General features: G+C 26.6%; 25 protein-coding genes. 1 reads left to right on the forward strand and 24 read right to left on the reverse strand.

From position 1 onward, the window contains the following. Positions 1–29: 29 nt before the first annotated feature. From NG904_RS02020 to NG904_RS02135, 24 genes are all read right to left on the reverse strand, one after another. On the reverse strand, positions 30–1,316 hold the full coding sequence (locus NG904_RS02020; protein ID WP_252229458.1) for a PDZ domain-containing protein: 1,287 nt from the start codon (positions 1,314–1,316) through the stop codon (positions 30–32). 10 nt (positions 1,317–1,326) lie between these two features. Next, positions 1,327–2,586 carry a S41 family peptidase gene (locus NG904_RS02025; RefSeq protein ID WP_252229460.1) on the reverse strand — a complete coding sequence of 420 codons (1,260 nt, stop codon included), beginning with the start codon at positions 2,584–2,586 and terminating at the stop codon, positions 1,327–1,329. Between the two features lie 382 nt (positions 2,587–2,968). After that, on the reverse strand, positions 2,969–3,859 hold the full coding sequence (gene ftsX / locus NG904_RS02030; protein WP_252211627.1) for a permease-like cell division protein FtsX: 891 nt from the start codon (positions 3,857–3,859) through the stop codon (positions 2,969–2,971). Then, positions 3,849–4,535 (reverse strand): cell division ATP-binding protein FtsE, encoded by a 687-nt coding sequence (ftsE, locus tag NG904_RS02035; protein WP_252211626.1) that lies wholly within the window; start codon positions 4,533–4,535, stop codon positions 3,849–3,851. The genes ftsX and ftsE overlap by 11 nt, the downstream gene beginning before the upstream one ends. 117 nt (positions 4,536–4,652) lie before the next feature. Continuing rightward, positions 4,653–5,504 (reverse strand): YitT family protein, encoded by an 852-nt coding sequence (locus tag NG904_RS02040; RefSeq protein WP_252211625.1) that lies wholly within the window; start codon positions 5,502–5,504, stop codon positions 4,653–4,655. A 292-nt stretch (positions 5,505–5,796) separates the two neighbouring features. Continuing rightward, complete coding sequence (locus NG904_RS02045; RefSeq protein WP_252211624.1) at positions 5,797–6,741, reverse strand: transketolase family protein; 945 nt, start codon at positions 6,739–6,741, stop codon at positions 5,797–5,799. Then, positions 6,741–7,565, reverse strand: a complete 825-nt coding sequence (locus NG904_RS02050) for a transketolase (protein ID WP_252211623.1) — start codon at positions 7,563–7,565, stop codon at positions 6,741–6,743. The genes NG904_RS02045 and NG904_RS02050 overlap by 1 nt, the downstream gene beginning before the upstream one ends. A 457-nt stretch (positions 7,566–8,022) precedes the next feature. Further along, positions 8,023–8,880: a PTS system mannose/fructose/sorbose family transporter subunit IID gene (locus NG904_RS02055; protein ID WP_252211622.1), complete on the reverse strand. Its 858-nt coding sequence runs from the start codon at positions 8,878–8,880 to the stop codon at positions 8,023–8,025. Positions 8,881–8,906: 26 nt separating this feature from the next. After that, a complete protein-coding gene (locus NG904_RS02060) occupies positions 8,907–9,665 on the reverse strand; it encodes a PTS mannose/fructose/sorbose/N-acetylgalactosamine transporter subunit IIC (protein WP_252211621.1) in 759 nt (252 codons plus the stop codon). Between the two features lie 35 nt (positions 9,666–9,700). Then, positions 9,701–10,171, reverse strand: a complete 471-nt coding sequence (locus tag NG904_RS02065; protein WP_252211620.1) for a PTS sugar transporter subunit IIB — start codon at positions 10,169–10,171, stop codon at positions 9,701–9,703. A gap of 20 nt (positions 10,172–10,191) precedes the next feature. After that, entirely contained in the window at positions 10,192–10,614 is a 423-nt protein-coding gene (locus NG904_RS02070) for a PTS sugar transporter subunit IIA (protein WP_252229462.1), read from the reverse strand. 524 nt (positions 10,615–11,138) lie between these two features. Continuing rightward, entirely contained in the window at positions 11,139–13,805 is a 2,667-nt protein-coding gene (locus tag NG904_RS02075) for a sigma-54-dependent transcriptional regulator (protein WP_252229465.1), read from the reverse strand. A gap of 171 nt (positions 13,806–13,976) precedes the next feature. Beyond that, positions 13,977–14,330 carry a type II toxin-antitoxin system PemK/MazF family toxin gene (locus tag NG904_RS02080; RefSeq protein WP_286673916.1) on the reverse strand — a complete coding sequence of 118 codons (354 nt, stop codon included), beginning with the start codon at positions 14,328–14,330 and terminating at the stop codon, positions 13,977–13,979. Positions 14,331–14,339: 9 nt separating this feature from the next. Beyond that, positions 14,340–14,594 (reverse strand): hypothetical protein, encoded by a 255-nt coding sequence (locus NG904_RS02085; RefSeq protein ID WP_252211617.1) that lies wholly within the window; start codon positions 14,592–14,594, stop codon positions 14,340–14,342. Positions 14,595–14,963: 369 nt separating this feature from the next. After that, positions 14,964–15,593, reverse strand: coding sequence for a germination lipoprotein GerS-related protein (locus NG904_RS02090; protein WP_252211616.1), 630 nt, complete (start codon positions 15,591–15,593; stop codon positions 14,964–14,966). Positions 15,594–15,658: 65 nt separating this feature from the next. Beyond that, complete coding sequence (locus NG904_RS02095; protein ID WP_252223973.1) at positions 15,659–17,158, reverse strand: NAD(P)H-hydrate dehydratase; 1,500 nt, start codon at positions 17,156–17,158, stop codon at positions 15,659–15,661. 1 nt (position 17,159) lies between these two features. After that, positions 17,160–17,531: a holo-ACP synthase gene (acpS, locus tag NG904_RS02100; protein WP_252211614.1), complete on the reverse strand. Its 372-nt coding sequence runs from the start codon at positions 17,529–17,531 to the stop codon at positions 17,160–17,162. A 73-nt stretch (positions 17,532–17,604) separates the two neighbouring features. After that, positions 17,605–17,928 (reverse strand): DUF6514 family protein, encoded by a 324-nt coding sequence (locus NG904_RS02105; RefSeq protein WP_252211613.1) that lies wholly within the window; start codon positions 17,926–17,928, stop codon positions 17,605–17,607. Between the two features lie 614 nt (positions 17,929–18,542). Further along, a complete protein-coding gene (locus tag NG904_RS02110) occupies positions 18,543–18,890 on the reverse strand; it encodes a single-stranded DNA-binding protein (protein ID WP_252211612.1) in 348 nt (115 codons plus the stop codon). A 76-nt stretch (positions 18,891–18,966) separates the two neighbouring features. Next, a complete protein-coding gene (locus tag NG904_RS02115; protein WP_252211611.1) occupies positions 18,967–19,809 on the reverse strand; it encodes a YihY/virulence factor BrkB family protein in 843 nt (280 codons plus the stop codon). 409 nt (positions 19,810–20,218) lie between these two features. After that, positions 20,219–21,535, reverse strand: coding sequence for a nucleotide sugar dehydrogenase (locus tag NG904_RS02120; RefSeq protein ID WP_252229467.1), 1,317 nt, complete (start codon positions 21,533–21,535; stop codon positions 20,219–20,221). Further along, a complete protein-coding gene (locus tag NG904_RS02125; protein WP_252211609.1) occupies positions 21,536–22,126 on the reverse strand; it encodes an acyltransferase in 591 nt (196 codons plus the stop codon). It abuts the gene before it with no gap. A 13-nt stretch (positions 22,127–22,139) separates the two neighbouring features. Further along, positions 22,140–23,321 (reverse strand): DegT/DnrJ/EryC1/StrS family aminotransferase, encoded by a 1,182-nt coding sequence (locus NG904_RS02130; RefSeq protein WP_252223963.1) that lies wholly within the window; start codon positions 23,319–23,321, stop codon positions 22,140–22,142. Positions 23,322–23,887: 566 nt separating this feature from the next. Next, a complete protein-coding gene (locus tag NG904_RS02135) occupies positions 23,888–24,478 on the reverse strand; it encodes a DUF1836 domain-containing protein (protein WP_252211607.1) in 591 nt (196 codons plus the stop codon). 612 nt (positions 24,479–25,090) lie between these two features. Between NG904_RS02135 and NG904_RS02140 the strand changes: the two genes are divergently transcribed. Further along, entirely contained in the window at positions 25,091–25,336 is a 246-nt protein-coding gene (locus NG904_RS02140; protein ID WP_003369321.1) for an AbrB/MazE/SpoVT family DNA-binding domain-containing protein, read from the forward strand. The last annotated feature ends 88 nt before the right edge of the window (positions 25,337–25,424 follow it).

The following is a 25,424-nucleotide window of genomic DNA, read 5'->3' on the forward strand; positions in this document are numbered from 1 at the left end:
ACTGTTTTTCAACTTATAAAATAAAACTACTAGTGTTTTTCTTTTACATTTTTTAATATTTTAGAAAACTTATTTTCTTTTATACATATTTTATCTTGTTCTTTTATTGTTCTTGGAACTAAAAGCATACCAAGTCTCTTACCTTTACTAGTTTTAACTGGTATTTCTTTTATTATTCCACTTAAGTCTTTAATTTTAAAAGTAACATTGTAAAAATTTTCTTTTAAAATAATAAGTACATCTGCTTCAGAATTTACAACACTATTATTCACTGAGATTAACTTATTTCCTGGCTTTATTCCTAAATTATATGCTATACCTCTAGGAACAACTTCCAATACAACTAGTCCTTCTTCATCGCTAATGAATTTAGGCTCTTGTTTATTTTCGTTATCTCTTTGGATTTTTAACATCACTTCATGTGCAAGTGGAGCAAATATTATTGCTACTATTTCAAAACCAAGTCCAAATCTTGCAATTTGAGCTATTAAAGTTAAACATATTCCATAAAATAATATAGAAAGTCCTGAGTGAACAGCTTTTTCTTTTTTACTTTTTGTAAATGTAATTGATGAATAACCTATTACAGCATAAAATGGCATTATTGATATTGTGCTTAATTCTAATAATTTATTTGTTAAATTTCCACTTATAAATGGCCATCCTTTAGGTGTTGATATAGTTGTTGTTATGTAATTGCTTGTATCATTATTAGACAACGCTAATATTAATATTGCTATAGATAAAACCCAATATCTATTAAGAGAAAATCCACCTATTATCTTTCCATTTTTGTTACTAAAAATAGGAATAGAACCTCTATCTCCATCTATCATTACTAAAAAACCTTCAACAATATGTAATACACCTATAAATGTCATAAGATATATTATATCAATATTGAAAATTGTAGTACTCTTTAATGACGGAAATACATTTGATAATAGACTAATTGCTATACTTATAATTCCTAATATAGCTCCAGAATAAGAAAAACATATAAATCTTGGTTTTACAAACATTAAAATTATTGAAATCATAAATAAATATATTATACCTGAGTTTTCCCAAAATCTTATTCCTAATATGCTAAGTATAACACTGCCTATTGCACCTGCTATTATTCCTAATACAATTTGTGATAAAGTTAGTTCTAGAGGAGTGTTTATATTGTCCCCTAGAATTAATCTTTGCATCATAACCAAATTTCTATTTTTAAAATATAATATTATCCCTAAAAAGATTAGTACAATCATTAATCCTGGATTTACTATTGCACCAGCGACCCCTCTTAATGTATAAAATGTTAATTCCATATTAATCCCCCTAATTAAGCTTCTCAGTTATAAGCTGTAAAGCTTTATTAAATTGTGGATCTATATCTCTAGAATATTTTTCTTTAAATAAATCTTTAGGTATCTCCACATCATAATCAGGCGCTATGCCTTTTTTATGAATATTTTCTCCATTAGGGGTATAATATTTTGAAACTGTTACTTTAAGTCCACCTATATCATTTGAAAATCTAATAGGTTGTTGAACTATCCCTTTTCCAAATGTAGTTGTTCCAACAATTGTTGCTACTTTATAATCTCTTAACGCTCCTGTAACAACCTCTGAAGCACTAGCACTTCCTCCATCAACAAGTAATACTAATGGAAATCCTTCTGCTATTCCTCCAATAGATGGTGATTCAGCTTTATTATTATATTTATCAATAGTATATGTTATTATTTTTCCCTCTGGTATAAATTGAGATGCTACTCCAACAGCTTGTGAAAGCAATCCACCTGGATTTCCTCTTAAGTCTAATATTAAACCTTTCATCCCAGAATTCTTTAATTCATTTATCTTGTTTTTAAAATCGTCAGTAATATTTTCATCCATGAAAGATGTTAATTGTATATAACCAATAGATGAATCAATCATTTCTCCTTTTATTGATTCAACTTTTATAACATCCCTTGTTACATTTACATCAAATGGACTATTTTGACCTCTAGCAATAGTTAATTTTACTTCTGCTTTTTCTTTTCCACTAATCATAGATATTGCTTTATCAAGATCTGTTCCATCTAATTCAACATCATTTACTTTTTGTATTACATCACCAGATTGTAATCCTGCTGAAGCTGCTGGTGAGCCTTCAATAGGAGATATTATTGTTATTTGATCATTCTTTACTCCAACTTGAACTCCTATTCCCATAAAACTGCCAGTAGTTTGTTCCATAAACTTACTAAACTCTTCTTTATTCATAAATACTGTATATGGATCTTCTAACGATGCTGTCATACCTTTAATAGCACCCTCTAGCAATGTATTATCATCTATCTCACCATCAAATTTTGATATTAAAGCTTCCCTTACTTGAAATAGCGCTGAATATTTATCTACATCTTTCATTTGTTTTAATTCACTTGAAACCTTTTGTGAAGCTGTAGTTAATAATATACCTTTAGTTGCTAAATAATTTCCTACAAATATGCATCCAGTTCCAATCACTAGTAACATAGCAGTACTTATGATTATTCGCCACGTCTTACTTATTCTAGACTTTTCTTCGTCTCTTCTTAAATCACTCACAGTTCTAGACTTCCTTTCGTATTCTGTGTTATAAAAATATTTCTAATATTTATATGTATTTTGTTTTTTTATTCTTAAAGGTTGTTAAATTTTAATTTTAACTACTATCTAAAACTTAGAAATCGTTATCCAATAATGTACAACCACAATATATTAAATCAATACCTATTTAATTGTTTATATAGTTATTTTGGCTTATAGATATAATATAAAACATTTAAAAAAAATAATAAACCATTACTCTTTAATTATTTTACTTATTTATATTATTAGAATAAACAAAGTATTAATACTCTATTTATTCTAATAATTAAAAATATTTAAAGAATATTTGGTCCATTATTTTTATTTATAAGTTAATTTTATTCTTATTTATAAGAAATTATACTATTAAGAATTTTCTTAAAGCTGATGCACTAGCTATTCCACCAACTAAAATTCCACCAATTACAAATTCCAATAACATTACTTTTAAAACATATATAGGAGGAACAAGAGCGACAAACATCATCATTGATGCTATCCAACTAAACACTCCCTTATAAGCAAAGAATAACACTATACATGATAATGTAGAACCTAAAACTCCAATTACCATACCTTCTATTATAAAAGGCCATCTTATAAACCAATCAGTGGCTCCTACAAATTTCATTATTCCAACTTCTCTTCTTCTTGAATAAACTGTTAATTTAGTTGTATTCATTATTAAGAAAATAGATACTCCAACTAGAACTATAAATAATGCTCCACCAACTACATTTATACCTTTTACCAATTTTACAATTCCGTCAACAACCTTTTTTTGATTATCTATTTTTTCAATTCCTGTAAATCCATCTAAAGCTTGGCTTATATTTTCTGCATCTTCTGGTGATTCTAATTTTACGGTAAATGATGCTGGAAATGGATTATGTTCTAAAGTATATCCTTGTAATAATCCTTCATTTTCACTTGTTGTTTTTTGAACTTTCTTATATGCTTCTTCTTTTGATTGATATATAACATCTTTTACGCCATCTACTTCTCTTAATTTTAATTCTATTTCTCTTTGATCAATAAGTTTTATATCATCTTTAAGAAATATTTCAAGATCAACTTTATCTTTAACGCTACTAATAGCTTGGTTTACATTACCTGCTAATAATATAAATATTCCTAAAACAAAGAAAGTTATAAGTACTGTAAGTATTGAGGCAAAACTTATAGTTCTATTTCTTTTTAAACTAGTAAATGCATCTTTTATAAAATATGTAATTGTATTAATTCTCATCTTCGTACTTACCTCTCTTTTCGTCTCTTACTATTTCTCCTCTATCAATTGCTATAACTCTCTTTTTCATATAATCAACGATATCCTTTGCATGTGTTGCCATTAAGACAGTTGTTCCTGATTTATTTATATCATCTAATAATTCCATTATTTCTCTAGCTGTTTCTGGATCTAAGTTACCTGTTGGTTCATCAGCTATTAAAACAGATGGATTATTTACTAATGCTCTTGCAAGTGAAACTCTTTGTTGCTCTCCACCAGATAATTCATTAGGAAACATTTTATATTTATGAGATAAACCTACTAATGATAATACCATAGGTACTCTTCTTCTTATTTCTCTTGGTGATGCTTCTACTACTCTCATAGCAAATGCAACATTTTCATATACATTTAAATTAGGTATAAGTCTAAAATCTTGAAACACCATACCTATTTTTCTTCTATAATAAGGTATTTGCTTTCTAGTTATAGCTGATAAATCCTTATTTCCTATTGTTATTTTTCCATTAGTTGGTTCTACTTCTTTTAATATCATTTTAATAAATGTTGACTTTCCTGATCCACTTGGTCCTACCAAGAAAACGAATTCGCCTGAATTTATTTCTATATTTACATCACTTAACGCTTTTACATTATTATCATAAATTTTCGATATATTTTTAAACTCAATCATATTAACTCTCCTTTGGATGAAATTATACAATTTCTCTGTAAAACTTACAAAATAATTATATCATAGAAGAGTTTTTAATGTTATACAAATTTCTTAAATATAAAAATTCTATTATATTTAATCCATTTGTATATCTTTAAAGCCTTCTCCCAAGACTTCATGCACTTCTCCAACTGCTATAAATGCCTTTGAATCTGTCTCCTGTATAAATCTTTTTAATTTTATAAACTGATTTCTACTTAATACAGCATACAAAACTGTTGAATTATCTCCAGTAAAACCGCCTATTCCTTTTAAAAAAGTACAGCCTCTACCTAATACATCCATTATATATTTGCTAATTTCATCATTTTTTTGACTAATAATTATTACTTGTTTACATATATTGAATCCTTCTATAAAGTTATCTACAAGAATTCCTAATATTATTACACTAAGCATTGAATATAGACCTATATCTATTCCAAATACTAAAGCTGCTGCAAACGTAATAATAAAATCTACTATAAGCAATGACTTTCCTATATCTAAATTTAAAAATTTATTTAACATTTTAGCTAATATATCAGTTCCTCCAGTAGATGAGTTTTGATTAAAAACTAATGCCATACCGAAAGCTGCTATTATTGTTCCAAATATTGTTGCTATTATAAGATCGTTTGTTATAGCAACTGGACTAAAGAATTTCTCTACAATCCACATTATTATTGATAATCCTAAACTTGCATATATTGTTTTAACCCCAAAATCACCATTTATAAATATAAATGACAAAACTAATAATATAGTATTTAATATAAAAGTTATTCCTCCAACTGAAATATTAGGTGCAAATTCATTTATTATAATACCTATTCCAGTTATTCCACCACCAGCAAGTTTATTAGGTATAAAAAAATACTCATTTCCTAATGCAACTAGTATTATACCTATTGTCATTATTCCATATTCTCTTATTAAACTTCTCATAATCATTCCCCCTATTTATAAATATATATCTATATTTCCACTATTGCCTTTTATTATTCAAAGTATGTAATAACTCCTCTATATTTTCCCATTATTTTTTTACAATATCAATATTCTTTTTGCTAAATAAATTTCTACTTTACTATTTTAAATCTAATTTGACTATATCTAAAATTTTATACTTATTATTAAACATTTTTAGCCTAAAAAATCACATACTTTACTTATATCAAAGAAATAAAAATAAGGTAGCAATAAATAAAAATATTGCTACCTTAATAATTAAAATTAATTATCTCTTAATTGATACTGCTTTTTTAACTTTTTCAACTATTTTCTCAGTTGTTAATCCATATGCTTTTAATAATTGTTCTGGCTTTCCACTTTCACCAAATGTATCTTCAATTCCAACTTTTAATACTGGAACTGGCATTTCTTCACATAATACTTCTGATACAGCAGAACCTAATCCACCAATTATGCTATGTTCTTCAGCAGTAACAATAGCACCTGTTTCTTTTGCTGCTTTTATTAATAATTCTGAATCTATAGGTTTTATAGTATGAATATTAATAACTCTTGCATCTATTCCATCTTTAGCTAATTCTTCTTTAGCTTCTAATGCTAATTTAACCATTATTCCTGTTGCTACTATAGTAACATCATTTCCATTTGCTAATGTTACACCTTTTCCTATTTCAAACTTATAGTCAGCATTGTCATTTACATTTTCAACTGCTAATCTACCAAGTCTTACATAACAAGGTCCCTTATATTCTGATACAGCTAAAATAGCTGCTTCAGTTTCAATTGCATCTGCTGGATTTATTACTGTCATATTAGGGATACTTCTCATTAATGAAATATCTTCAACTGATTGATGAGATGCTCCATCTTCTCCTACTGTTAATCCTGCATGTGTTGCACAAACTTTAACATTAAGTTTTGGATAACAAATTGAATTTCTAATTTGTTCAAATGCTCTACCTGCTGCAAACATTGCAAATGTACTAACAAATGGAACTTTTCCACAAGTTGAAAGACCTGATGCAACTCCCATCATATTAGCTTCTGCTATTCCCATATTTATAAATCTTTCTGGTGCAGCTGCTTTAAAATCTGCTGTTTTAGTTGACTTTGATAAATCTGCATCTAATACTACAACATCTTTATTCATGTTTGAAAGTTTTACTAATGCTTTACCATAAGCTTCTCTAGTTGCTATTTTATTACCCATTAGTTTTCCCCTCCAATTTCTTTTAATGCTTGATCACGTTGTTCTACGCTTGGTGCTGCTCCATGCCATCCTGCTTGGTTTTCCATGAATGAAACACCCTTACCTTTTACTGTTTTACATACTATAACTGTTGGTTGTCCTTTTGTGTTTTTAGCTTTTTCGATTGCAGCTAAAATTTGATCATAATCATGACCATCTATTATTAAAGTATTCCATCCAAAAGCTTCAAATTTCTTATCAATTGGAGCTGGATTCATTACATCTGAAATATTTCCATCTATTTGTAGTCCATTATAATCTACAAATGCAGTTAAATTATCTAATTTATAGTGAGCTGCTGACATTGATGCTTCCCAAACTTGACCTTCTTCAAGTTCTCCATCACCTAATATAGTGTAAACTCTATAATTTTTATTATCTAATTTACCTGCTAATGCCATTCCAACAGCTGCTGAAATTCCTTGTCCTAATGAACCTGTTGACATATCAATTCCTGGTAAATCATTCATATTAGGATGTCCTTGTAATCTAGATCCTATCTTTCTTAAAGTATTTAATTCTTCTACATCAAAATAACCTTTTCTTGCTAATGCACTATATAAAGCTGGTGCAGCATGTCCTTTTGATAATACAAATCTATCTCTATCAGGATTCTTAGGATTTTTAGGATCTATGTTCATTTCATTAAAAAATAATACACTCATTATATCCGCTATTGATAAAGATCCACCCGGATGTCCTGATGCTGATTCAGTAAGCATAGTTACTATATCTTTTCTTATAAGCTTTGATATTTCTTGAAGCTTTTCTTTGTTATTATTCATACTATAATCCTCCTATGATTAAATTCCTCACCTAGAACATATTCTTTTCATTTTTCAACAGTTTTATTCTATCATGATTTATTATATTTGTATATATTAATAATTATATTGTATACGTTATTTTCTTATATTGTATACACTATTTATTAATATGCTATACTTTTTCCACTTCGATAACCCATAATAATTAATATATGCCATGAAATTTGTTTTTCATGGCATATACAACTTAAGGATTATCTTAAAAACAATATTTAAATTTGAAATTTTTTTATTGGCTCTGTTTTAAATATGTGTTGATATATACAGTAGGTAAAGTTCAATTACTCTATCCACTTTGCATATGCAGATATCAACACCCTACCTTAAAATATAATTTATGTATTTTAGATAATCGATTTATTATATAATGAGTTAAATGGTTATTAATTTAAATAGTGTTTAAAAATTTTATTAATTAGAATATACCTAAAGCTCCTAAAATAGCACCAGCACCTATAAGTATTCCCATTATTTTAATTGGAGAAACTCCTTTTTTAACCATTTGTAATACTATTAATGTCAAAGCAAACGGTATTAATCCTGGCATTAATTTATCTAAAAGATCTGTTTGTAAACTGAAATCAACTTCTCCCATATTAAAACTTATATTAGTTTTTAAATCAACAAATCTACCAACAAGACCACCCATTACAAGAGTACCAAGTACAGATGCAGTTTCAATTACTTTATTTATTTTTCCACCTTGTAATATTTGTTCCACAGCTTTTTTACCAAGGTTGTACCCACTCATCCATAAGCTAAATGATATACCACCCATTATAGCAAATTGTGATATTAAAAATATTATTGGTCCAGCAATATTTCCTGTATTAGTAATACCTATACATATTGCAAGCAAAATAGGTGTAATAATCCCTTGTGTTAATGTATCACCAACGCCTGCTAAAGGTCCCATCAATCCTGTTTTTATAGCATTAAATCCTTCATCACTTATTGGCTTACCATTAGATTTTTCTTCTTCCATAGCTATAGTTATACCATGAATTACAGATCCACAAATAGGTTCAGTATTAAAAAATGCTAAATGTCTTTGTACTGCTGATTTTCTATCCTCTTTATCTTTATATAACTTCTTTACTATTGGTAACATTGAATGTGCAAAGGATGTAGCTTGCATTCTTTCATAGTTATAATTTGATTGTGCAAACATAAACCATCTAATCCAAGATTTTATTACATCTCTTTTGGTTAAAGTTTTAATTTCATCATTTTCAACCGGCTTATTTGTAGGCATAACATTTAATTCTGACATATATAGTTCCTCCTCTCAAATTCCTTTTATGCATTAGAAGTAGAATTACTATTCTTTATAGCAGTTACAGTTAATGCGATTACCATTCCTATTATTGATATAATAACTATATCAAGCTTAAAGCAAACTGACATTATGATTCCTAATACAAAGAATGGCATTGTAAATGAGTTTCCTATTAATTTTAAGTTCATTGCAATACCTAATGCTGGTAACATTGCACCTATTACATTAAATACATGTAATACATTAGGACTTAGAACTTCTAATAGTCCTGATACTGCATTAGGTCCATAATATACAACTAATGCTGCAGGTATGAAGCTTAGTAAAAAAAGTGCTATTTGTGGCGGTATTACATTTATAAATCCGACGGCATCAATATTTCCTTTTTCAACTTCTTTATCTGCCCAGTGAACAAAGAATGAGTTGATTGTCATTTTTCCTATCCATAGAATTGTTGCAATAGTGCCAAGAGGAACTGCTATTGCCATTGCAGTTTCAATATCTAAATCTGAAATTATTGCAAGTGCAGTACCAACATATCCAGCAAAAGCAGGATCTCCCATTTGAGCTCCTCCTGCTGATATAAATCCTAAATAAATAACATTTATACCAGCTCCTATTAATGCACCTTCTAAAGGATGGCCTAATATTATTCCTGTTATAAATCCAGCTACTAAAGGTCTGTTAAATGTAAAGAATCCTGCATAAGTAAACCAAGGACTCCATGATATATAATAGAAAAATCCTATTAATACAGCTTGTAAAATTGTAACATTCATACTGATCCCTCCTATGTATAGTTAAAGTTTATTTGTTATATTTTATCTAATTGAATTTGCTTTGCATCAGGAACAATTTGCACAAAAACGTTTACACCTAATTCCTTAAGCTCTTTAAATGCTTCTTTTTCTTCATCTGAAACTGAAATATTCTTATAGAATTGTTTTCTACCTTGTTTTGCACCCATTCCTCCAAGATTCAATTCTTTTATTGCTACTCCAGCTTTTACAAGACTAAGAACAGGCATTGGAGTCTTAATTAAAACTATTACTCTTTCTCCGTCATCATCTTTATTTAAAGCATTAATAGCATCATTTACTCCGTATATTTCAACTTTAATTGAAGATGGTGCCGCTGATTTTAAAACCATTTCCATAAATGGATCTTGAGCTACTGCATCATCTACTACTATTATTTTAGTTGCCTTTGTAATTTTAGACCAAGCTGTTGCTACTTGACCATGTATTAATCTATCATCTATTCTTGTTAAAACAATATTTAACATATTTATCCTCTCCTTTTTAATTAATTACTCTTTTTTAATAATTCCATTTCTTTAAATAATTCTTTAATTCCTTTTGTTCCTGTTTCCACGCAATGATCAGTTAAATCATCTAAGTTATAAACTTCTCTCATTGTAATTGCTTCAAGTAATATTGGTAAATTAACACCTGTTATACATCTAAAGTTAATACTTGATAATTTACTTGAATTTAGAGCAACTACATTATAAGGACTCCCCCCCATAAGGTCTACTAATACTAAAACTCCATCACCATCTTCTAAAGATTGAACTGACTCCTTAACCTTATCACCTAACATTTCAACACTATCTCCATGTTGAAGTCCTAATGTTAATATTTTTTCTTGTTTTCCTACAATAAGTTCCGCACTCTTTACTATTTCTTCTGAAAATTTTCCATGAGTCACCAATAAAATTCCTATCATCTTGCCTTGACACCTCCTTAGTTTTTCTTATACTTATTTATTAAGCAAGTCCCTTGCCAAAAAATTAATATAATGTGTATCAAAAATAATATTCTATAATAGATATCCCTTTAACCCCAGTAATGTTAACGTTTAAATAAACAAAAATCATATAATATTTCATAAAATAATTTTATTTAATGCTAAATAAATTAATTATATACATTTTAATTTAGTATCACTCTATGTGTATTAAATGTGTATTAAACGTGTATTAAAAAAAACTAAATGCAAATACACATTTAGTTTTTTATTTATATAAATACACATTTTTTTAATTTCGGCTCTGTTTTAAATGTGTGTTGATATTGTAGTATAAAGCTCATGGACAGAAGTTAAAAATGAAACTCGACTCATGTACATTCGCTGAGTAAGTTCGAAAAGCTAAATATAAAATTTAGATTCTCACTTAACAGTTCTAAAAAGCAAATTCCAACGCCAGTTCGCCCTTATACTAAAATATCAAAACCCTACTAAACATAACTTTAATTTTTTGTTATATTAAAACTAATATCAACCATCTCAACTATGTATGCTAATTCTGAGTCAGGAATAGAAATCCCAAATATCTCTTCAACTAATTCAAAATTGTTTTTTATAATATTAAAAAGTTTATTCTTACTATTTTTTATTGTTAAAAATTTTTTATATGGTAAAGACTCATTTCTTATAACTCGTTCTATCATACAAGAACAATGAAATAAAAATTTTATATACAAGCTATCATCAATTTTATTACCACAATCTGCAGCTATTTTTTCTAAAACTTGATTTAATATTTCTGATGCTTTTTCAACATTTAAGAATGTAAGTGCCTCATCTAATAACTTTATAATATGTTTTTTCCAATTTATATTTTCATAATTACTTCCTATTTCCAAATTTCTTGAATCTATATTTTCTGTGTTTACTTTTACTCTACCTCCAATTAATGAGCTAACATTCTCTATATTATTCACTAATATATCCATATTTATATTTGAAGTCATAGCTTTTCTTGCTGCTTCAATAACCATAGGTGTACTAACCATTTTTATAGTTCTTGTTTCTATTCCTGTTTTTTCCGTAATCACATCTCCAAATGTGGCTAAAGATCCCATATCAACTAGTAGTAAAACTCCACTTCCTTTATTTATTTTACTAACTGTATTTATAGCTTTCTTTAAAGTTACCTCAACTTTTTCTTCTAATGGCATATCTAATGCATGTATACAATCATATCCTAAAAGCGTCTTTGCAACATCAACCATATTAGTTGCAGTTCCATGACCATGCGCAATTACTAAAACTTGAATATTTCCATGTTCTTTTTTAGTATTTACAGAACGCAAGAACATAGTTATAAATGCTAATTCATCATTAGGTATTTTAACAAAAAATTTTTCTTCTATTTTAGATTTTATTAATGTTGCAAGATTGTATTCTTGTTTATAATTTTTATAATTATCTTCAGATTTAGGGTATATAACTATGTTTCCTATTCTTAATCGTTCCAAAAGAGTTTCTATATGTAATGCCAAACTATACATTAATTTAGTATCTATATTCTTAATACAGTCATGTGAATCTTCTACAAATGATTCTTTAATAATCTCAACAATCTCTGGTGTTACTATTTTGGATAATACTTCTTTATCAAGTTCTAAGTCTTCAGATTTTTCTATAGATGCTGTATTATTAAATCTATATTGGATTTGATTAACTATATTTTCCCTAATCTGTTTTATAGATAATCCGTCTACATAAAACTTCTGAGCTTTTTGTAACATTAAATCATAAAAATCCCCTTCAGTATTATAGTTGTCATACAATAATAATCCATTTAAATTGTCGTCTGATTCTTCGCTTGAACCATTAAATATTATAGATTCAAAATCATTTAAATCAAAATATTTAATTAGTTCTTGTCTTTTATCTTCAATTGTAAATAAACCTTCTTTAAATCTTTGAGAAATTTGAGATAACTTTACATATACATATTCATATTCTTCTGTAATATATTCAACAAATGCATTAGCACAAATAAGTTGAATATCATTCTTTAACTGACCGATATTACCAGGACATTTATAAAGTAGTAATACTTTTAATACTTCTTTAGATACTTTTAATGGAGCCTTAATTTTTACAGATTCATTTTTAAAAAATTGGCAAATAAGCTCCATTCGTTCCTTTAGTGAACGTTTACTTAAACTAGGCAGCTTAATTGTTACAGGAATTCTTCTTAAAAATGTTCCTAAAATAGCTGATTTAGGATTTTCTGTTGTTGCTGCTATAAATAATATGTTAGCTTTTCTTGCATTCTCAGATTCTCCTAATCTCCTATAGCTTCCCCTATCCATTAATGAAAATAGCATTTCCTGTCCTTCCGGAGATAGACGATGTACCTCATCTAAAAATAATATTCCACCATTAGCTTGATCTACCAATCCTTTTTTTTCACAACTTGCACCAGTAAATGCTCCTTTTACATGTCCAAATAAATGTGAAAGTAAAAGCTGAGAATTTTCTGCATAATCTGCACAATTAAATATAATATATGGAGAATCCTTCGTAAGTTTTCCTGATTCTATTGCATATATATACATAGCTTCAGCAAATGTAGTTTTCCCAACACCTGTAGGTCCGATTAATAAAGTATGTAATCCATTAGGTGGATATAATATTGTTGCTTTTGCTTGCTTAATTTGTGATTTTAATGAATCTTCACTACCAATTATGCTTTTAAAAATAGTTTTTTTATATTTAGGTAGTTTTTCTTTATCTAATTCTCTAATATCTTTTATATTTTTAAACTCTTCATCTTTTTTCAAACTTATTTCATTTGTTAATATTTTACTTAATGAACTATATTGGGCTATTACTGATTCTTTTATAGTTATACCAAATTTTAGTTCTAAATAAATCTTATCTAGATATAATACTGGTTTGCCCTGAATTTTAACTGCCAGCTCTTCATTTACAAGACAATTTAATTCTTTACTCACATTATTTCTAGATATATTTAATTCTTTAGCTATGTAACTAGCTTCAAATCCTATTTTTTCTTCTAACGTTTCACTAAAATTTATAGTTTTAGTAAGATCTTTTAACTTTTTATATACTCGTTCTTTTCTACTAAATTTATCTTTTGGTTTATAATCATCAAACACTGAAACATCTCCTTTTTTATAAATTAGATATGTTTTAAATAAAAGAATCTTTAGCTAAAGTAAAAATTTAATTTATTATATAATAAAAGACACTTTCCTTAGTTTATATGCTATTACTATAGAAAGTGTCTCTGTATGCTTTAAAAGGATAGATTCACTCTATCCTTTTTTTTAATTAAGATTTAGACTTATAATCAAAGATTTATTGACTTTCTTCATATCACAATCAGTCATATGTCCAATTTTTTCCTTTAATCTTCGTTTATCTAAAGTCCTTATTTGTTCTAATAATACAACTGAATCCCTATTTAAACCATACTCCTCTGAAGATATTTCAACATGAGTAGGTAGTTTAGCCTTGTTTATTTGTGATGTTATTGCTGCTACAATAACAGTAGGACTATATCTATTTCCTATATCGTTTTGTATTATAATAACGGGACGTATTCCGCCTTGTTCAGATCCTATAACAGGACTTAAATCAGCATAAAATATATCTCCTCTTTTTACTACCATAGTTGCCATTTCAAATAATCACTCTCCGCAAAGCCATATCTCATATTCATTAATATCACTTAATAGCTTTTCAACCCCATCTCTAGAAAGTTCCAAATTTAATTCTGCCATATCTTGATAACCCTTTATCATTGAGTATTCAAAATCGACTAAACTCATATCTTCAATCGTATCATCAATATATAATATTATTGAGTCGCTCATAAATTCACTCTTTTTTTTATTTGTACAAAATATATCGTAATTTTTTTTATTATCCTTAAAATGTGACATAATTTCTCCTCCATAGTAGTAAAAATCCTATGTATATATCTATTATATTGCAAATTATGTCAATTTGTCAAAAGAATTGTCCTTTTTTTGTTATATATTTTTTATTAAACTAAGAGTTTTATTTATTTATATTATTTGTAACAATTATTTACTTAAAACGTATGTATCTTTATGATACTTTCTATAAAATAATTTTAAGCTAATGTTATTTTGATATTAATATGGCTTAATTTTATTTAATTCCAATGTTTTTTACTTATTTAATTCTTAGGAAGAACATTAACTACAAAGATAATATAAAAATTTCAATTTTTATGTGGTTTCCATTCTTCCTTATCATCATAGGTTATCTTAAAAAACATATATTGATTAAAACAACTCATCACTTAAATTCTTTTCAATTTTAAAATCTTTATAAGTTATAATAACTCTTTCAATTCCGTTAATATCAAATATTTTTAATAATATAGGTGACTTTGTTTTTTTATCTATATAAAATTTTCCTTTTTCAAAATGTTTATTATTCATATCATACTTCAAATCAATTTCCAGGTAGTTTCCATCACCCCATTCTTTAACGTTTTCTTTTATTTCACCTAACATCTTATTAGATAAAATATTGTTTATTGATGCTAGTGGATAAATAACGTCCATATTCCCATCAAGTTTAAATTCATCACCTTGATAGTCCTTAACTTGTATTTCTCCGCTGTTATATACTTTTATTGTTTTGTTATCTTGTCCAAATTCAATTCTCAATCCTTTATTATCGCTATAATATTGTGTAGTTAATTCTTTAATTTCACCTCTTGAATTTTTAAATATATATTCTACGCCTGTACTATATTCTTTTATGTTCTTAACATAATTTAAAATGTCTTCATTAGTCGGAAGTAAAATATGTCTAAATAAAACTATCAATAGAATAGTGATAATTGGTATAAGTAATAAAGTAGATAAAAGCATTTTACTTTTAATTGTCTTTTTTTTCTTTTCCATTAATCCTCCAAAGCTTTATTAATACTTTATTACTATTATGAAAAGTTTTTTTATTTTATTCTTAATTAATTAAGAATGTTATTAATTTTTGTTGGTAAATTATTAATAATATCTCTTGCATTAACTATAAAAGAGTTTTGCGAAATTTCATCAGCCAATTTTCCATGTATATAAGTTCCTAAAACAGTTGCTTCTTCAATGTTTACTCCTTGAGATATTAGTCCAGTTATTATTCCTGTTAAGGCATCACCCATTCCACCTGATGCCATTTTGCTATTACCCGTTTCATTTATGTAAGTTTTATTATGAACACAAATTACTGTCTTATAACCCTTTAACAATAAATTTATTCTGTAATCCTTAAAAAATTTCTTTACTACGCTAATTCTATCATCTTCAACTTCACTAATTTTTATATCTAAAAATCTAGCTAATTCTCCTGGATGTGGTGTCATAATTGCTCTATTTTCTAAATATTTTAGTAATGACTTATTTTTTGACAATAATGTTATTGCGTCTGCATCAATGATTATTGGACAAGTTGTTTGCTTTACAACCTTTTCAAATAGTTGTTTCTCTTTTTCTCCAGTTCCAAGTCCTGGTCCAATGGCAATGACTTGAGCTCCTTTTAATAGCTCATTTAATTTTTCATCTTCTGTATTTAAAGTCATAGCCTCTATCAATTTATTAGATAATATAGGTTGTATTTCTTTAGGACAAACTAAAGTTACTAATCCAGCACCACTTCTAACTGTACATTCAGTAGTTATAAATGCTGCCCCTGTAAACCCACTGCTACCTGCAATTATAATTGCTCTACCATAGTTTCCTTTATGTCCATAAATATTTCTTTTTGGGATTAACTTTTTATATTCAGGATCATCTAATATACAAATTCCATCATTATTTTGTTTTTTAATTTTTTGGGGAATACCTATATTTACAACTTTAATATTTCCTAAATATTCAATTGCTTTATAACTTAAGAATCCTTTTTTTATAACTTCAAATGTATACGTATAATTTGCTCTTATTGAAATTCCTTTTGGTACTCCCTCATCACAATCTAAGCCAGATGGAACATCTACTGATACAATTATATTTGAGTTAACATTAATTTCATCTATAATAGTTTTAAACAAACCTTTAAGATCCCTATTTAATCCAATACCAAAAATAGCATCAACTACGACATCAAATTTTTTAATATCGTTAACTAAATTAATATCTATATCTTCTTCTGATCTTATCTTTTTAATTTCTATGTTCTCTAGATTGGTTAATATTTTTAGATTTAATTTAAAATCATCACTATAATTTTCATTAACTCCAACAATATAAACTTTTACCTTCTTACCATTATTGAATAAATGTCTAGAAATCGCTAAACCATCTCCACCATTATTTCCTTGACCACATATTACAAGAAAACTATCACCCATATTATATATTTCCTTATATATTGATATAGCTGCATTTTCCATTAAAACAATACTAGGAATTCCTATTTCATTAATTGTTAGCTCATCAATTAGTTTACACTTTTTAGAAGACATAATTTCCATGTTATATCACCTCTATTATTGCATATGCTATAGCGTCAGTATTACTATGAGATATACTTATAAAAATATTATAATTATCTAAATTAAACATTTTATATAATTTATCACTTAAATTCACTATTGGCTTTCCTAGTTCATCTCTTAATACCTCTATATCCTTCAATCCAAATCCTCTAAAACCGCTACCTAATGCTTTACTTACAGCTTCTTTTGCTGCAAAATTTCCTGATATAGTATTAGCATTAAATCTTCTTAATTTAAAGTATTCAATCTCTTTTTGCGTAAAAAATCTATTTATAAAATTTGGATTACTTTCAATAGCTTTTTTTATTCTTTCAATTTCTATTATATCTGTTCCAATTCCTCTTATCAAAATATTACCCCTTTCTCAGAAAGTTACTTTATTTAGTATATACTAAATAAAGTATTTAAGTAATATTTAACAATTAATTTGCAACTTCCTTTGAAGTAAAATTGTCAAATTCACATACATGCTCGTCTACATACTCACCAATAATGTCTATAAGATGTAGTGGTGAAACTCTGTTTTCATATAATTTAGTAAGTAAAGCTTTAACATTGTGTCTATTTATAGAAATTAAATTTACTGAATCCTTTTCATAAAATACCTCATTAGTGGTATTTGAGTTTTGGCTTTGTACTTCTATGCCATATCCTGTTATTCCTTTATACAGTGATTTGGTTAACCTATATTTATACTCAAAATTGTTTTCAGTATCTATAGATGTATATTCTTCTATAATATCCATATAATTACTCAACCCCTTTTAAATTTGTAACACATGTTAATATTATCACATTAACCTTTTATAAAATGTCAAAGCATGTCCCGATAATTAGTTATTTATATATTTTTTATTGACAATAAATTTTCAAACTTGCTATTTATCACCGTATAAATAAATATATTTAAAATTAAATTTAAAGTATTTGTCGAATATTAATCTAATTGCAATAATTTAATTTTAATTTTAATATATATCTTATATTTATATATGTTTATACATTATTATAGAATAAAAATAAACCACCTTAAATAGCCTAAATCTATTTTAAGATGGTTTATTTTTTCCCATTTTAACCCCATAAATTTCATTGTAACCATAATTGAAAATTGAAAACTGAAAACTTTTTAGTTATCGTTTACATTATTTATTATATCACATTTATTTATTAATTCAATATTTGGTATATTATTTCTTAAATTTTTCTAATATTTTAAAACTTTATAAATAAAATAAAGTCCTAAAGAATAAAAATAACTCCGTCAAGTAGGTTTTACAACAGTATTTTTTACTGTATCTACTTAACAGAGTTCACTTCAATTTTATTCACTTGCAGAAAATTAAAATTATATATTATTTTAATTTTCTGCAATAACTTTTTCCGGCCTTTTGTTTCCTAAGAACTTAAAGTCTTCACCAACAACTTCTGCTATGTATTTCTTATTTCCGTCTTTATCTTCATAACTTCCAGTTCTTAATCTACCACTTAAACTTATACTATCGCCCTTTTTCATATAGCGACATATAACTTCTGCTTTTTTGCCCCATACTACTATGGGAATTAAATCAGCTTTTCTAGTACCATCTAAACTTTTAAATGGTCTATCTACAGCTATTATAAATTTACTGTATGTTTTACTATCTTTTTCAGTATACATAAGTTCAGGGTCCTTTATAAAATTTCCTACTAATACTATTTTATTCATTATATTACACCTCCTGAATATTTCTTTATTGATTCTATCCAGTTAATGTAATTATATTCAGTAAAATACAATATTCTTATAATTGGTTTTTAAATTCATCTAACACACAATTTATTTCTACTCCTAAAATAAATAAAATTGAAACTAAAAACAACCAAGTCATCAATATAAAAACAGCTCCAAGACTCCCATAAAATCTAGAAAAATTCCTAAAATTATCTATATAAAAAGAAAATCCATAAGATGTTATTATCCATCCTATTGTACTAAATATAGATCCTGGTATTACTTCTCTCCATTTTAATCTTTTTGACGGAGTAAATCTATATATTGACGCAAATATAAATATCATCATAATCACAACAAAAGCATATCTACATATATTCCATAAAATCATAATTATTTTTGTAAAAGGAATCATTTTTACCAAATAACTTCCTATTACATTTCCAAATACAAGCATAGACAATGATAATATTATAATTACTGCCAATGCTACTACACTAAGCATAGAAATTATTAGTCTTTTTATAAATGATCTCTTTTCTTTAAAACCATAAGCTTTATTAACACCTTTAATTACAGCTCTAAAACCTGATGATGAAGTCCATAAAGCTAATAAAATTGAGATTCCTAATAAACCTGTATATTGTTTATCAAAAACCTCAACTATTATAGATGAAGTTAATTCAAATACCGCTTCTGGAACTATAGCTTTTATTCCATTTAATACTTGTATAGAATCCATATTACTAAATCCTATTAACGTTATTAAGAAAATAATAAATGGAAAGAATGATAAAAGTAAATAATATGCTAATTGAGATGCTAATGCAAAAATATCATCATTTTTTACTTTTACAATCAAGTGTAATAATAATCTTAATTTTTCTCTTAAACTCATCTTCGTATGACTCATTAAATCACCATTTCCTATCTTTAGATATTATCATCTCATTTAATTCTTATATAAAATTATATTTATACCACATTCCCTTTATCCCTTTAAATGAATTAATTATGATAACAAGCCATAAACAGATTTCATAATTTCCTACAAAGCTTACTAATTAAAATATTTAAAATCTTTACCCATTAAACATTATATCTCTATTCTCATATTTTATAGATAAAATTTATAAAATATTCATAATATAAAAATAAAGTTTATTTTAAATAAATATTCATGTTTTCAACAAAATTATAGGACTTAATGCTTACTGAGCACTAAATCCTATAATAAACTAAACTTTAAATATTTTTGCTATGTTTTAGAACAATATTGACATTTTCTCAAAACATAGATTAGTATCTAAATCAATATAATTCTATAATTTATAAATCTTATCTCTATTGTTAACTACATTCTTAGTTGCATTTCTTGTATCATAAACAACTTTAGCCTTACTTACTATATCTTCATAATCATAACAGCTATGGTTAGTTGTTACTATAACAATATCGCTGTCATCAATTACTTCTTTCCAATCTACAGAATTATAGACTTTATTCTTATATTTGGAAACTTCACAATATGGATCATTTACAATAACATCTGCTCCATTTTTTTCTAAAAGTTCAATAACTTTAAATGCTGGTGATTCTCTATAATCATCGATATCATTCTTATATGCAACTCCTAATACTAGAACTTTTGATCCATTAAGTGCTTTTTTATGTTTGTTTAATATTTTCATTACATTATCTAATACAAATTCAGGCATTGAATCATTTATTTCTCCTGAAGTTTCTATTAATCTTGTATGATAATCATATTCCTTTGCTTTCCATTCTAAGTAAAATGGGTCAAGCGGTATACAGTGTCCTCCAAGACCTGGACCTGGATAAAATGGCATAAATCCATATGGTTTAGTTTTAGCTGCATCTATAACTTCCCATACATCAATTCCCATTCTGTTACATAGTATAGCCATTTCATTAGCTAATCCAATGTTAATATTTCTAAATGTATTTTCTAATATTTTTTCCATTTCAGCTACTGCTGGTGATGAAACAGTATGTATTTCACCTTCTAAAATATTTCTATATAATGCTGCTGCAACTTCTGTACAATCTGCACTACATCCTCCAACAACCTTAGGTGTATTCTTAGTGTTAAAGTTTTTATTACCTGGGTCAACTCTTTCTGGTGAGAATGCTAAGAAAAAGTCTTCTCCACATTTTAATCCACTTTCTTCTAATATAGGTTTAAGAACTTCTTCTGTTGTTCCTGGATAAGTAGTACTTTCAAGTACTATTAACATACCTTTATGCATATATTGTGCAACACTTTTAGTTGATTCTACTACATATGATAAATCTGGTTGCTTATATAAATCAAGTGGTGTAGGTACACATATACAAATAGTATCTACATTTTTTACAAAGCTAAAATCTGTAGTAGCTCTTAGTATTTTATCATCAACTAACATTTTTAACTTTTCATCTACTACATCACCTATGTAATTACTACCTTCATTAACCATTTTAACTTTTTGGTCTTGAACATCGAATCCAATAGTTTCATATCCCGCACTTGCTTTTTCTACAGCTAATGGTAAACCAACATATCCTAATCCAACTACGCCTACTTTAGCAGTTCTATTATTTATTTTTTCTAATAATTTTTGCTTTAATCCTGACATCTATTTTATACCTCCTAAATCTACACACTCAACTTTTTCATCAGATTTTAGATATTCTTCATTACAACTTTCACAAATTGCTTTGTTATTTTTAAAATCTAACTTTGAGCCACATTTACATACATATCCTTTAACTATTGCTGGATTTCCAACAACTAAAGCATAATCTGGTATATTTTTAGTAACTACAGCTCCTGCTCCAATCAAAGCATACTTTCCTATGTTATGACCACATACTATTGTTACATTTGCTCCAATTGATGAACCTTTTCCTATAATAGTCTTTTTATATTCACTTTTTCTTTCTATAAAACTTCTAGGATTTATTACATTAGTAAATACACAAGATGGTCCTAAAAATACATCATCTTCACAAATAACGCCAGTATACACAGATACATTATTTTGTATTTTAACTCCATTACCTAGTTTTACGCCAGGAGATATAACTACATTTTGACCTATATTACATTTTTCACCCATTATAGAATTACTCATAATATGAGAAAAATGCCATATTTTTGTTCCTTCTCCTATTTCAACATTATCATCTATATAACTGGACTCATGTACAAAATACTTCTTATCCATAAATTATACCTCTCTATTCCTTTATAGAATCAATTATATATCTTATTTGCTCTTCTGTTAATTCTGGATAAACAGGAATTGCGAATGTTCTATGTGAAAGATATTCTGCAACTGGCATATCCCCTTCTTTATATCCAAGATCTTGATATACTTTTTGTAAATGTAATGGAACTGGATAATATACCCCTGCTGCCACACCTTTATCTTTAAGTTTATTTAACATTTTTTCTCTATCTTCTGTTTGTAATACATATTGATGATATACTGATTCATTTTCTTGTCTAACACTTGGTGTAACGACTTTTGAATCTTTAAAGTTTTCATCATATATTTTTGCTATTTCTTTTCTCTTTGAATTCCATTTATCTAAATGAGGCAATTTCACCTTTAATATTGCTGCTTGAATAGCATCTAATCTAGAGTTATATCCTATTAAATAATTGTAGTACTTTAATGGATTATATACTGTATCATCCCCAGTATTAGATCTATCTATATCTTCATTTATATTATTTAATAAATTATATGCTTTTTGTCCTGTTTCTCCACTTCCATGAGTTCTTAATGCTCTAGCTATAGTTGCTATATTATCATCAGATGTTACTATCATACCACCATCACCAGCACATGAAAGGTTCTTTGTTGGGAAGAATGAAAAACAAGCTATGTCACTTAATGCCCCTATCATTTTTCCTTTATATTTAGCCCCAACCGCTTGACAAGCATCTTCAATAACTTTTAAGTTATATTTTTTAGCTATTTTATTTATTTCATCCATATCAGCACTTTGTCCAAAGATATGAACAGGTATAATTGCTTTTGTTTTTTCAGTAATTTTTTCTTCTATTTTGCTTGGATCTATATTAAAAGTATCTTTTTCTGCATCTACAAAAACTGGCTTTGCTCCTACAGCAGATATACATTCAGCTGAAGCAAAGTAAGTAAATGTTGAAGTTATTACTTCATCACCTGCTCCAATTCCTAAAGATTTTAATGCAATAACTAATGCATCTGTTCCATTTCCTACTGAAATAGCATGCTTAACGCCTATATAATCTGCAAAATCCTTTTCAAAATCAGATACATTTTTTCCCATAATATAATTTGCAGAAGATAATACTTCCTTAGTTACTCTATCTAAATCTTCAGAAATAGACTTATATTGAGCTTTTAAATCAATTAATGGAATATTCATTTTCCTCGCTCCTTTGATTTTACTTATATTACCAATTTATTGTTTTGATAATTCATTTCTACTAAATTATAACAAATATTTAAATTCTAAATATTAATTATTTATAAAAATTATCTTATCTCATTAAATTAGTTATCATAAAGCTACTTCTTTTGATAAACTAACATGAATATTTTAACATACTTAAATAGATAAATAAACTTTTTATTTTATATGAACAAAAAACAAAAAGTGTACACTAATACTACTTTAAAATAACATGTATAAGAGTATTTTTTGTATAAATATAATAAAATATTACAAAACTTATTATATTTCTTTAAAAAACACTTACTCAAATAAATTATAATTTATTTGAGTAAGTGTTTAATTAATCTCTTCATACTCTTATTCCTCTTATTTAATTAATGCACATTCAAATAAATAACTAGTCAGCATACTAGTTTATTTTATGAACTGCTTCTTCCTTTGAACCTTACTAATAGCACAACTATTGGCAGAACCCAAGTCATTGTATTTTACAAAATATCCATTGCATCTTTGATTTATTATTTATTTTCATATGCCTAATCTGCATGATATTCATTTACTATTTTTTGCACTAATTTCTTAATTACACTTGCTTCTGCTATTAATGATAAAACTAATAGAAAGACTGTTATTCTTTCTTCTTCTGATTCTTTTAAATTTAAGCATTTAACTCTTTCTTTTAATTTTTTTTCATTTTCTAAGGATGCTTTTAAATATTCATCTAAACTTTCATCCTGTATTTCTGAAAATATTTTATAAGCATCTTGCCAACAAATTATATCATCATCTCGTTCATTTATTTCGTTAAATGCTAAACTAAAGACTTTTTTTATTTCATCAGTAGTTAGCACTGGTCTCATATAACTTAATAATACAAGCTGAACTAAATGTATTTTAGTGTATCCTCGTTTTTTACCATCTTCTGGTTTTGTGATAACTTCACTTTTTATATAATTTTGAACTATGTTATTAGTGAATTTTTCATCCATAAATTTATCATTTAAGTAGTCTATAACTTGAGATAAAAATAAATCATACTTTGGTAGATCTTCACATGAAACTAAACTATTTTCAGATATTTTTTCAACTATTTCTTTTATATAAGACGACTCCATATGATTATTCATATAATATCCCACACTTTCTTAGTATATTTAAATAAATTATATAGTAAAAATAAACTTATTACAAGTTATTTTTACCATTATAATAATCTGAATATGTTTTTATTATATATGATAATTCAAAAATTTAGTATATAAATTATAATTTCTATTTTTTAATTGTTTTATATTTTCTGTTTTATTTATAATTGTTTTAAATTATTATATGGAAAAATAATATTTTTTGTCTGTTTAAGACAATATGCATTGTTTTTTTATATATTTTTAAATTTTTTTGTGTTTTTTAATATTTATATGACAAATTGGTAATTATCCATATTTTCTAATTTTTACTAATTGTTTTTACTTTTTTTATTTTAATATAGGCTTATCCCATTTAACCTCAGTAGTAATGCAATTTTTTATATTAAAATCATCTTATATTGTATAGTAAAAAATTCTAAAAATTCTATTGACATTTCTAAAATATGGTAGTATATTTTATATATAATGTTTATTAAAGTTGAAATTTGTAACTTATTATACAAAAAACATAAAATATATATTGACTTTATATTACATACTTGGTAATATGTCAGAGTAGAATGTCGAACATTGTAATTAGGAGGAATTTTTATGAAATCAACAGGTGTAGTTAGAAGAGTAGATGAATTAGGTAGAATTGTTATTCCAATAGAATTAAGAAGAACTTTAGATATTGCTGAAAAAGACGCTTTAGAAATTTATGTAGACGGTGAACAAATAATCCTTAAAAAATATGAACCAGCTTGTATATTCTGCGGAGATGCAAGAGACGTTATAAACTATAAAGGAAAAAATGTTTGTACTAATTGTTTAGATGAAATAAAAAACAATAGATAATATCTATTAATTATACTTAATGACAATATTAGCACCTCTAAAAATTTTAGAGGTGCTGTTTATTTTATATTTGGCTCTGTTTTAAATG

Source organism: Clostridium sp. ZBS15, assembly GCF_023845705.1.
GTDB lineage: Bacteria > Bacillota > Clostridia > Clostridiales > Clostridiaceae > Clostridium > Clostridium aquiflavi.

What these genes read in the sequence shown, in the direction of transcription:
- NG904_RS02020 (WP_252229458.1), bottom strand. Translation starts at nt 1,316, where the DNA reads ATGGAATTAACATTTTATACATTAAGAGGGGTCGCTGGTGCAATAGTA.
- ftsX (WP_252211627.1), bottom strand. Translation starts at nt 3,859, where the DNA reads ATGAGAATTAATACAATTACATATTTTATAAAAGATGCATTTACTAGT.
- ftsE (WP_252211626.1), bottom strand. Translation starts at nt 4,535, where the DNA reads ATGATTGAGTTTAAAAATATATCGAAAATTTATGATAATAATGTAAAA.
- NG904_RS02040 (WP_252211625.1), bottom strand. Translation starts at nt 5,504, where the DNA reads ATGAGAAGTTTAATAAGAGAATATGGAATAATGACAATAGGTATAATA.
- NG904_RS02045 (WP_252211624.1), bottom strand. Translation starts at nt 6,741, where the DNA reads ATGGGTAATAAAATAGCAACTAGAGAAGCTTATGGTAAAGCATTAGTA.
- NG904_RS02050 (WP_252211623.1), bottom strand. Translation starts at nt 7,565, where the DNA reads ATGAATAATAACAAAGAAAAGCTTCAAGAAATATCAAAGCTTATAAGA.
- NG904_RS02055 (WP_252211622.1), bottom strand. Translation starts at nt 8,880, where the DNA reads ATGTCAGAATTAAATGTTATGCCTACAAATAAGCCGGTTGAAAATGAT.
- NG904_RS02060 (WP_252211621.1), bottom strand. Translation starts at nt 9,665, where the DNA reads ATGAATGTTACAATTTTACAAGCTGTATTAATAGGATTTTTCTATTAT.
- NG904_RS02065 (WP_252211620.1), bottom strand. Translation starts at nt 10,171, where the DNA reads ATGTTAAATATTGTTTTAACAAGAATAGATGATAGATTAATACATGGT.
- NG904_RS02070 (WP_252229462.1), bottom strand. Translation starts at nt 10,614, where the DNA reads ATGATAGGAATTTTATTGGTGACTCATGGAAAATTTTCAGAAGAAATA.
- NG904_RS02080 (WP_286673916.1), bottom strand. Translation starts at nt 14,330, where the DNA reads ATGGCAACTATGGTAGTAAAAAGAGGAGATATATTTTATGCTGATTTA.
- NG904_RS02085 (WP_252211617.1), bottom strand. Translation starts at nt 14,594, where the DNA reads ATGTCACATTTTAAGGATAATAAAAAAAATTACGATATATTTTGTACA.
- NG904_RS02090 (WP_252211616.1), bottom strand. Translation starts at nt 15,593, where the DNA reads ATGGAAAAGAAAAAAAAGACAATTAAAAGTAAAATGCTTTTATCTACT.
- NG904_RS02095 (WP_252223973.1), bottom strand. Translation starts at nt 17,158, where the DNA reads ATGGAAATTATGTCTTCTAAAAAGTGTAAACTAATTGATGAGCTAACA.
- NG904_RS02105 (WP_252211613.1), bottom strand. Translation starts at nt 17,928, where the DNA reads ATGGATATTATAGAAGAATATACATCTATAGATACTGAAAACAATTTT.
- NG904_RS02110 (WP_252211612.1), bottom strand. Translation starts at nt 18,890, where the DNA reads ATGAATAAAATAGTATTAGTAGGAAATTTTATAAAGGACCCTGAACTT.
- NG904_RS02115 (WP_252211611.1), bottom strand. Translation starts at nt 19,809, where the DNA reads ATGAGTCATACGAAGATGAGTTTAAGAGAAAAATTAAGATTATTATTA.
- NG904_RS02120 (WP_252229467.1), bottom strand. Translation starts at nt 21,535, where the DNA reads ATGTCAGGATTAAAGCAAAAATTATTAGAAAAAATAAATAATAGAACT.
- NG904_RS02125 (WP_252211609.1), bottom strand. Translation starts at nt 22,126, where the DNA reads ATGGATAAGAAGTATTTTGTACATGAGTCCAGTTATATAGATGATAAT.
- NG904_RS02130 (WP_252223963.1), bottom strand. Translation starts at nt 23,321, where the DNA reads ATGAATATTCCATTAATTGATTTAAAAGCTCAATATAAGTCTATTTCT.
- NG904_RS02135 (WP_252211607.1), bottom strand. Translation starts at nt 24,478, where the DNA reads ATGAATAATCATATGGAGTCGTCTTATATAAAAGAAATAGTTGAAAAA.
- NG904_RS02140 (WP_003369321.1), top strand. Translation starts at nt 25,091, where the DNA reads ATGAAATCAACAGGTGTAGTTAGAAGAGTAGATGAATTAGGTAGAATT.